Source organism: Sodaliphilus sp. (assembly GCF_045598405.1).
GTDB lineage: Bacteria > Bacteroidota > Bacteroidia > Bacteroidales > Muribaculaceae > Sodaliphilus > Sodaliphilus limicaballi.
The window spans coordinates 47,988-57,577 of record NZ_JAZLLZ010000021.1 but is presented as its reverse complement, the minus strand read 5'-3'; the positions used below and the strand labels follow the sequence as shown (position 1 = coordinate 57,577).

At 45.0% G+C, this 9,590-nt stretch carries 7 protein-coding genes; 3 read left to right on the top strand and 4 right to left on the bottom strand.

Translation table 11 applies throughout. The features are described 5' to 3' along the window. Positions 1-161: 161 nt before the first annotated feature. The 4 genes from ACKI3C_RS02240 to ACKI3C_RS02225 form a co-directional block, all read right to left on the bottom strand. Positions 162-1,421, bottom strand: coding sequence for a BPL-N domain-containing protein (locus ACKI3C_RS02240; RefSeq protein ID WP_407401610.1), 1,260 nt, complete (start codon positions 1,419-1,421; stop codon positions 162-164). 126 nt (positions 1,422-1,547) lie between these two features. Beyond that, positions 1,548-2,933, bottom strand: coding sequence for a phosphoglucosamine mutase (gene glmM, locus ACKI3C_RS02235; protein WP_407401608.1), 1,386 nt, complete (start codon positions 2,931-2,933; stop codon positions 1,548-1,550). A gap of 55 nt (positions 2,934-2,988) precedes the next feature. Then, positions 2,989-3,576: a DUF4827 family protein gene (locus ACKI3C_RS02230; RefSeq protein ID WP_407401606.1), complete on the bottom strand. Its 588-nt coding sequence runs from the start codon at positions 3,574-3,576 to the stop codon at positions 2,989-2,991. Between the two features lie 3 nt (positions 3,577-3,579). Next, positions 3,580-4,599 carry a DHH family phosphoesterase gene (locus tag ACKI3C_RS02225; RefSeq protein ID WP_407401604.1) on the bottom strand — a complete coding sequence of 340 codons (1,020 nt, stop codon included), beginning with the start codon at positions 4,597-4,599 and terminating at the stop codon, positions 3,580-3,582. A 192-nt stretch (positions 4,600-4,791) separates the two neighbouring features. Here ACKI3C_RS02225 and ACKI3C_RS02220 point away from each other — a divergent pair, with 192 nt between their 5' ends. From ACKI3C_RS02220 to ACKI3C_RS02210, 3 genes are read left to right on the top strand one after another with little or no spacing between them, the layout of a single operon-like run. Beyond that, on the top strand, positions 4,792-6,750 hold the full coding sequence (locus ACKI3C_RS02220) for a cytochrome c biogenesis protein CcdA (protein ID WP_407401602.1): 1,959 nt from the start codon (positions 4,792-4,794) through the stop codon (positions 6,748-6,750). After that, the gene (mazG, locus tag ACKI3C_RS02215) at positions 6,740-7,540 is read left to right on the top strand and encodes a nucleoside triphosphate pyrophosphohydrolase (RefSeq protein ID WP_407401600.1); all 801 of its coding nucleotides are present in this window, start codon (positions 6,740-6,742) and stop codon (positions 7,538-7,540) included. Before ACKI3C_RS02220 ends, mazG begins: the two co-directional genes overlap by 11 nt. After that, positions 7,537-9,588, top strand: coding sequence for a DNA topoisomerase 3 (locus tag ACKI3C_RS02210; RefSeq protein WP_407401598.1), 2,052 nt, complete (start codon positions 7,537-7,539; stop codon positions 9,586-9,588). Before mazG ends, ACKI3C_RS02210 begins: the two co-directional genes overlap by 4 nt. The last annotated feature ends 2 nt before the right edge of the window (positions 9,589-9,590 follow it).

Genomic DNA, 9,590 nt, shown 5'->3' with positions numbered 1-9,590 from the left:
ATATTGCTAATTTGTTGTCCGGCAGGACAATACCTAAATAACCCCCACCGCCGAACGAAGTGGCGGTGGGGGAAGAAATGCAACACGCACTGCGTCCAGCAGGACGCTAATCGGAGCAAATAGGTGAGGCTCAAATGGTTTCACATGCTAAAGTTGAGTATTTATTTCCAGGATACTTCTATTGTATAAGGCACACCGTTGAGGAGATCATTTACAGGCAGTTTTGTGTAGATGTGGGCTTGTCCAGCATTAGTGCTTACTGGTTGATCTAGACACTTAACACATACATACCACAAACCCGGCGCAGGACGAGCCATGCTGAACTGCTGGACGTTGCCATCCATGATTGACCTGAAGTCAGCAACATCATCGTAGGCATAAGTGTCTTTACATACGGCTAATGTCATGTGACTGCCTTCGGCTCCTACGAGTTTAAAGGTAACGTCACGCGCACCTTTGGGGATTTCAACTGCAAAATGATGGCTCTGCATGTCGCCAATGCGAGTAAAATCAGGATTGCGTTCATAAGTATGACGATCCATTTTACGCACTTCACCATTTTTAAGATATCCTTTTATCTTTGTAATACCTCGGCCATCAATCGCATACTTAATCATAGCCGCACACAGGTCGCGTCGTTCGCCATCAACTATCTCTTCAGGATGAGAACCGCACAAAACCAATCTACCTGTATTAGCATCTTTTTTGTAGGCCGAAACAACTGGCTGGCCATGCATTTTACCACCTTCTTTGAAATCATATCGGGCAAGAATCTCCGCTCCTTTAGGCAAGTCAAGCGGATAATTCCCATGATTATGCCGAAGTTCTTTTATATACTTATCGCCACCGAAGTCATAATACTTCAATAGAGGCGAATTTTTCTCGATTGTTACTCCTGTATATACTTTAGCCTTTCCAGTGCGTCCAAACATACCCGGCCAAAGACTTAAATATGTGGGGCATTTTGTTTCATCATATCCTTGAGATGTGATAATGGCTCCTGCACATGTGCCGACATAAGAACCTCCAGCATTGACAAATTCCTTTATGCGACGGCGAGAAGCCTCGCCGAGTGAGCTTGCATGTTCAAGCGAAGAACCTCCGTTCATGAAAAACACTTTGAATCGAGGTGCTCCGTCGGGATATAGCAAATGACCGTTCCAGTCGGTTGAATCTCCTGCAATAATTTGGTTTTGCCTTTCGGCATCACTACTATACCCCACTTTCTCCAACTTTAAATTTAACATGCTGGCTGCTGGCAGGGAATCAAGCGTAGTAAGGCCAATACCACAATCCAAAAAAATGTCATTATAATAACTGCGATTTAGCACATCAGTGCGCACATTATCGACAGCAAGCATGCTAGATACTGATGTCAAAGAAAGTACTGTTGCAAATAAATAAGTGAATTTGAATTTCATTTTTTTAGTAGTAAATTATCGTATGCAAATTTAGTAACTAAATTCCATATTTGCCACTATATTCGAAAAATAACGGAGTGCAAAATTTTATTTATACACTCCGTTGTGTTTTATGATAATTATCTGTTATTTCAGAGAAGCGATGATTTTCTTGATATCTTCGCCAAGTTGCTCAGCCTTTTCCATGCTGTGAGCCTCGCTGTATATGCGAATGATGGGTTCTGTGTTACTCTTGCGCAGGTGAACCCAGCTATCTTCAAAATCAATTTTCACACCATCGATAGTTGTCATTTTCTCGTTGGCAAAATGTTCTTTTGTAGCGGCGAGAATACCATCAACATCAGTATCGGGAGTGAGTTCTATTTTAGTCTTTGCGATACTGTATTGAGGATAGGTTTTCTTTAACTCCGAAACTTTCTTTCCGCTCTTGGCAAGCAATGACAAGAACAAAGCAACACCAACAAGAGCATCACGGCCATAGTGCAACTCGGGATAAATGACTCCACCGTTGCCTTCACCGCCGATGACCGCACCAGTGCGACGCATTTCGGTTGTCACATTAACTTCGCCCACTGCGGCTGCCGTGTATTTGCATCCATGTCCTTCTGTCACATCGCGCAATGCACGTGACGACGAGAGATTGCTTACTGTGCCACCAGGAGTGTGCTGGAGCACATAGTCGGCAACTGCAACAAGTGTATATTCCTCAACGAAGAACTCTCCGTTTTCCATAATGATTGCCAAACGGTCAACATCAGGATCAACAACGAAGCCAACATCGGCTTTGCCTTGTTTCATGAAGTCAGCAATGCCAGTAAGGTTTTCGGGAATGGGTTCAGGAGTGTGACCGAAATTGCCAGTGGGGTCACAATATAATTTCTCAACCTTGTTTACACCCAGTGCTTCAAGAAGTTTGGGTATTGCTACGCCACCCACCGAGTTCACAGCATCAACAGCAACGGTGAAATTAGCTTTCTTTATCGCCTCGACATCGACTAGTTTCAATGCCAGGACTTGGTCGATGTGACGACGCAGGTATGTATAGTTCTTTTGTTCACGTCCCAAGTGGTCAACGTCGGCATAATCAAAATCCTCGGCTTCGGCTATGCGCAACACTTCTTTGCCTTGCGCGTCGGTAAGGAATTCACCCTTATCATTAAGCAATTTAAGTGCATTCCACTGCTTGGGATTGTGTGAAGCGGTGATGATGATACCGCCACACGCACCTTCTTCAATCACTGCAAGTTCAGTGGTAGGAGTAGTTGCAAGACCTATATTAACAACATCAAAGCCCATGCCAGTGAGCGTGCCTACAACGACATTGAGCACCATGCGGCCCGACAAACGAGCATCACGGCCCACTACTATAACGTTAGATTTCACCTCGGAACTGCGACGCATAAAGGTAGCATAAGCCGATGTGAATTTAACGATGTCTAAAGGCGAAAGACCTTCTCCGGGGTTTCCGCCTATTGTTCCACGAATACCCGAAATGGATTTAATTAGTGACATAATAATTAAAATGAAAAGATTTGTTTGAGGTTATTGTCATTATTTTCCCAATTATTTAAATACTACTGTGGAAATAACGCACGTGATACAAGAAAGGTATAACGTAGGCTATTTCACTGGTAATGCCATACTGCGACTTGATGATCAGGTTCACCTCACATTCTGCTCCCAGATAGTTGAGAGGCAACTGCAAGCCATATCCCCATGCCGCCGATGTGGGCAGAGAATAGTCCTTATACTTGAATGTGGCAGGACTTGAAGACATGTCGGTCTCGTTAGATTCATATATGACAAGCTTATTACCATTAGAATACCAGTCTTCCAGGTTATAACGAGTATATCTGAAATACATGGGTTCAGCATCCTTGGCTGCGTCATTCTTGCGGTCACCGGGATTAATCACCTGCATATAGACATTACCATCAGGATCGATGCGATAATATGGTGCATCATGTCCTACCTTAAAGACTGAATCTTTTGGGATTTCATTTTCTACTTTGCAATTAGCAAGAAAAGCATTAGTTGCGTGACGCTCTGCATTCAATCGGTCACTGTAACTAACGTCGTTGCTGCATGACGATGCGATAAACAAGCATGCTGTCACCGCTAATAAATTTATGATATATTTATTGACCATTTTCATATACTAAAAATCATTTATACTGTTAATTATCGTCTTTACTTTCTCGATAGCCTCGTCCATTGTGCCATGGAAATCACCCCCAGCAGCGTTAATGTGCCCGCCGCCACCGAAATGTTGCTTGCAAATCTCACTTACTGAAAAATCACCTACTGAACGACATGACACCTTAATGTTATCGGGATCTTCACGCAAGAAAACAACCCAATCAATGCCAGGGATAGCAAGCGGTTTGTTGACAAGTCCCTCGCTATCGCCACGCTTGTAGTTGAATCGTTCTAGATTGTTCTTATCCAATGTAATCAAAGCGGCATGCTTGTCGGGGAAAAGTTGCATCTTTTCACTTAATGCATAGCCTTGCAGTCGCAAGCAATCGGCACTGAAAGTGTTCATTGCCAGATTATATATCTTCTGTTTTTCGATGTTATATGTTACCAAGTCGGCAAGCACTTCATACACATCAGGATAATCACTGCTATAAGTAAAGTTGCCCGTATCAGTCATCATGCCCAGATAGATATACTGTGCAACCATCTTGTCCACATAATTTCTCCACCCCATTTCCTGAATAACGCGATACACAATTTCGCATGTTGATGAAAGTTCGGGGTATGACACGAACAAGTCAAAAATGGGTTCGGGTTGCAAATGATGATCTAGCAGCACACGAGGCGCATGCGACTTGTCAAGCAATTCGCCTAACTTGTCAATGCGATGCAGTGAATTAAAGTCTAGGCAGAAAAACAAATCGGCTCGTGACACAAGAAACCTTGCCCTGGACTCGTTGATCGTGAATGCAGTGATGTCACGTACCCCTGGCACGAAGTGCAGAGAACGAGGCACCATGTCGGGAGTAACAACATCGACCCTCTTGCCCATATTGCGCAACACACGGCACAAGGCAAGAGTAGATCCAACGGCATCTCCATCGGGCGACAAGTGGCATGTGATGACGATATTGCGTGCATTAGTCACAAACCTGCGCAAGTCGTATGTCGTTTGAATGTCAAGTAATGTTGTTCTCATAATCTTTTTTACCTACACACGATGCTTCAATTATAAAGCATGCATTGAAATCGAATTACAAAGTTAATGGTTTTTTTAGTATTAATTGCAAGAAATCTGTCAGAATAAATATTTTTAGTATGTTTTTAAGTATTTTTTCCTTAATATATCAATGTTTGTGATTAACTTTGCACAAAGAAAAAATCAAATCAGATGAAACGACAGTACTCAATTCTCTTAATTCTGCTGCTGGCAACATTTTCGTTGAGCGCACAGATAGTAACTCCTGTGAAATGGAAAACATCAGTCAAGATGAACGACGACAAACACGGAGTTGTAGTCATGCAAGCGAAAATTGACAACGGGTGGCACATGTATGCCACCGAGTTGCCTGATGGTGGTCCAGTAGCAACTTCGGTTGAATGGTCAACCCTCAACGGAGTGAAACTCGACGGTAAATTAACGTGGGACAACAAACCTGTTGAGAAACACGACAAATCATTCGACATGACCCTCAAGTGGTGGGAAAAGAAGGTTACTCTCTCACAAGCTTTCGTTGTGACCGGAGAAGAATACGAGATAAAGGGCACTATCCGTTACATGGCTTGTGACGACCAGCAGTGCTCGGCTCCCGAAACCGAACAGATGAGTTTCAAAGGCAAACCCGACGCTCCCGCTGACACTGCAAACACCGCGCTCGATTCAGCAACTGTTGCTTTAGGCACCACTCAAACCACAAATCCTGCTGGCGACACTTGGGCTCCAGTCAAAGTTGACAACGGTGTTGTAACAGGACAAACCGGGTCATCGTCGTTATGGCTGATTTTCATCGCATGCTTTGGAGGAGGGCTTCTCGCACTGCTCACCCCATGCGTGTGGCCCATTATCCCCATGACAGTGAGCTTCTTCCTCAAGAAGAGCGGCTCAAGGGCCAAGTCAATAAAGAATGCTGTCATCTATGGACTTTCTATTATAATAATTTATGTATCGTTAGGACTAGTCGTGACTGCGATATTTGGTCCCAGTATGCTCAATGCCATTGCCACAAACGCTGTGTGCAACATTATTTTCTTTGCATTGCTCGTTGTGTTTGCATTATCATTCTTCGGTGCATTTGAGATCAAACTACCCGAATCATGGTCCAATAAGATCGACTCTAAAGCAGAACAAACCACAGGCCTTCTGAGCATATTCTTCATGGCCTTCACACTTGCCATTGTGTCATTTTCTTGCACAGGCCCTATCATCGGCACATTGCTCGTTGAGGCAGCAAGCCAGGGTAGCGGCATTGCTCCCGCAGTGGGAATGCTTGGATTTGCAATAGCGCTTGCTATTCCATTTACAATCTTTGCGCTATTCCCCTCTATGCTCAAGAAGATGCCCAAGTCGGGCGGATGGATGAACACCGTCAAGGTGCTATTAGGTTTCATTGAGTTGGCATTATCGCTCAAGTTCCTGTCTGTTGCCGACCTGGCTTATGGCTGGCACATACTTGACCGCGAAGTGTTCCTGGCGCTGTGGATAGCAATATTCCTGATGTTGGGTCTTTATTTACTCGGCATATTCCGTTTCAGCAGCGACGGCGAGAGTTCGCAGCCAGGTGTAGGTGTCACCCGTGCTATGCTGGGGCTGGTTGCACTGGCGTTCACCGCCTATCTCATTCCTGGCCTGTGGGGCGCTCCATTGAGAGCAACGAGCGCATTTGTACCGCCATTGTACACCCAAGACTTCAACCTTTATGGCGAAGAACTTGTTGAGTGGGACGATTTTGACAAGGGTCTTGAAGCAGCAGAACGTAGCGGCAAACCTGTATTCGTTGATTTTTCTGGTTACGGCTGTGTGAATTGCCGCAAGATGGACGGAGCCGTGCTTGATGTAGATGAGGTGAAGACTTTGATATCCAAAGAATTTGTCACCGTGAAACTCATGGTTGACGATAAAGCTCCACTAGAAAAAGTCATAACCGTGGAAGAAAATGGAAAGAGTCGCGAGCTGACTACAAAAGGTGACCTGTGGAGCTACCTGCAACGCCACAAATTCAATGCTAACTCGCAACCATACTATGTGGTGCTGAACAGCAAGGGCGAATTACTCTCTGGCCCCTTTACCTACGACGAGAATGTTGCAGCATTTAAAGATTTCTTAAACAAAGGATTAAACAATGCCAAATAACAGTAAAGACACTAAACTGAAAGCATTCGGCGAACTGCTGGATGTACTCGATATATTACGGGCAAAATGCCCCTGGGATTCAGTGCAGACTAATGAAAGCCTGCGTCCTAACACCATTGAGGAAACAATGGAGCTTGCCGAGGCTATTATCGAATGTGACAACGACAAGATGCGCAAGGAATTGGGCGACGTGTTGCTTCACATTCTGTTTTATTCAATGATTGCCAACGAGCAGAGCCATTTTGACATTGCCGATGTGTGTAATTCGCTTCGCGAGAAATTGATTTTCCGCCACCCTCACATCTTTGGAGACACACAGGCCGATAACGCGCAGCAAGTGCGTGAAAACTGGGAAGTCATCAAAATGAAAGAAAAGGACGGCAACAAGTCTGTTTTGAGCGGAGTGCCCTCTACCCTGCCCTCGCTCATTAAAGCCGAACGTGTGCAAGAGAAAGCTGCCAACGTGGGGTTTGACTGGGAAAATCGCGAGGACGTGTGGGACAAGGTGAAAGAGGAAATCAACGAAGTCGAGCAAGAGATAAAAGCCGGCAACGAAGTGAATACTGAAAAAGAGTTTGGCGACCTGTTCTTTGCACTAGTAAATGCCGCCCGTCTTTATGGTGTGCGTCCCGACAATGCGCTTGAAAAAACCAACCGCAAATTCATTGCGAGGTTCAACCACATCGAGAAACGTGCTGCACAAGAAGGATTAAAACTCAACGAAATGACCCTTGCACAGATGGATAAATTCTGGGACGAGGCTAAATCATTACATTTAGGCGAGATATGATAGTTTGTGTTACCGAGAAACCCAGCGTTGCACGAGACATTGCCACAATTTTAGGGGCAAACTCACGTCGTGACGGCTTTTTCGAAGGAAATGGATACTGTGTGACATGGACATTCGGTCACCTGTGCACACTCAAGGAACCAGCCGACTACTCTCCTCTGTGGAACCGCTGGAGCCTAGGGGTGTTGCCCATGATGCCCCAGCGATTTGGCATCAAGTTAATTGACGACGAAGGCATCAAGAAACAATTTCATGTCATCGAATCCCTCATTGCATCGGCCGACGAAGTCGTGAACTGCGGTGATGCCGGCCAGGAAGGAGAACTTATCCAGCGATGGGTATATCAAAAGGCGCAATGCAACAAACCCGTGAAACGCCTGTGGATTTCTTCTCTTACCGACGAAAGTATTCGTGAAGGATTTAAACAACTAAAACCAGCAAGCGAATTTGACAACCTTTACTTCGCAGGTCTTTCACGTGCCATTGGAGACTGGATGCTAGGCATGAATGCAACCCGGCTTTACACTTTAAAATATTCACAGTCGCGCAATGTGCTTTCAATAGGACGTGTGCAGACGCCCACGCTAGCTCTTATAGTAAATCGTCAACGAGAAATAGAGAACTTCGTCCCTGAGGATTATTGGGAAATCAAGACCGTGTATCGTGATGTTACATTCAACTCCACAAAAGGCCGATACAAGAGCGTTGACGAAGCTAATGCTGTAATTGAAAGCATTAAGCAATATCCGTTGGTAATTAACAGCATCGAGAAAAAAAACGGCAAAGAAGCACCACCCCGCCTGTTTGACTTGACAACACTGCAAGTTGAGTGTAACAAGAAATTTTCGTTCACTGCCGACGAGACGCTGAAACTCATTCAATCACTCTATGAGAAAAAAGTGACTACCTACCCGCGTGTAGATACCACCTACTTGAGCGAGGATATTTATGAAAAGATTCCCGGCATCATGCAGGCCATGACACCATACGCGCCTCTCACAGCTCCAGTGCTTCAGTTACCCAAACTGCCCAAGAGCAAAAAGGTGTTTGACAACAGCAAGGTTACCGACCACCATGCTATTATACCCACCAACATGGATCCTAGCAAGGTTTTCTTGTCACATGATGAGAAACTGGTTTACAACCTTATTGCAAAGCGATTTATAGCTGCATTTTATCCCGACTGCGAATTTGCTACGACAACTGTGATGGCAACAGCTAACACTACCGAGTTCAAAGCAACTGGCAAAGTGATTATGAAAGAAGGTTGGCGTGTTATATTCAATAAAGAAAAGGACACCGACGCCAATGCCAAGGACGATGACAACGGAATCATGCCAGAGTTTGTGAAAGGCGAAAGCGGACCTCACACACCGTCTTTGCTCAAAAAAGCGACGCAACCCCCCAAACCATATACCGAGGGTACCTTGCTTCGTGCAATGGAAACTGCTGGAAAAACAGTAGATGACGAAGAGCTGCGTGAAGCTATGAAGGAAAACGGCATAGGCCGTCCTTCGACTAGGGCTGCAATAATTGAGACATTGTTCAAACGCAAATACATACGCAAGGAAAGAAAAAGCCTCTCGGCTACACTTGCTGGCGTGCAACTAATTGACACGATAAAGGAAGAACTGCTCAAGAGCGCAAAGCTGACAGGCTTGTGGGAGAACAAACTTCGTCATATCGAGCGAGGCGAATTCAGTGCACAGCAGTTCATCGACGAACTAAAAGCAATGGTCAACGAGGTTGTGCTCAATGTGATGCGCGACAACTCAGGCGGAAGCATCATTGTGGAGCAAGATTCTCCCAAAAAGCCTAAAACACCCTCGTCAGGAGAGAAAAAAACACGTGCACCACGCATCAAGTCTATTGAAGAAATTGCTTGTCCTGTGTGCGGCAAGGGGCATTTGGTTAAGGGTAAAAGTGCTTATGGATGCAGCGAGTTTCGTAATGGGTGTAACACACTGTTTCCTTTCGCACAATTTCCCGCCGACCTGACTCCTGCAAAGTTGCGTCAGGCGATAACCAAACAATACAAAAACAAATGAAT

Excerpts from the sequence above, each read along its gene's own strand:
- ACKI3C_RS02240 (WP_407401610.1), bottom strand. The coding sequence starts at position 1,421 with ATGAAATTCAAATTCACTTATTTATTTGCAACAGTACTTTCTTTGACA.
- ACKI3C_RS02210 (WP_407401598.1), top strand. The coding sequence starts at position 7,537 with ATGATAGTTTGTGTTACCGAGAAACCCAGCGTTGCACGAGACATTGCC.
- mazG (WP_407401600.1), top strand. The coding sequence starts at position 6,740 with ATGCCAAATAACAGTAAAGACACTAAACTGAAAGCATTCGGCGAACTG.
- ACKI3C_RS02220 (WP_407401602.1), top strand. The coding sequence starts at position 4,792 with ATGAAACGACAGTACTCAATTCTCTTAATTCTGCTGCTGGCAACATTT.
- ACKI3C_RS02230 (WP_407401606.1), bottom strand. The coding sequence starts at position 3,576 with ATGAAAATGGTCAATAAATATATCATAAATTTATTAGCGGTGACAGCA.
- glmM (WP_407401608.1), bottom strand. The coding sequence starts at position 2,933 with ATGTCACTAATTAAATCCATTTCGGGTATTCGTGGAACAATAGGCGGA.
- ACKI3C_RS02225 (WP_407401604.1), bottom strand. The coding sequence starts at position 4,599 with ATGAGAACAACATTACTTGACATTCAAACGACATACGACTTGCGCAGG.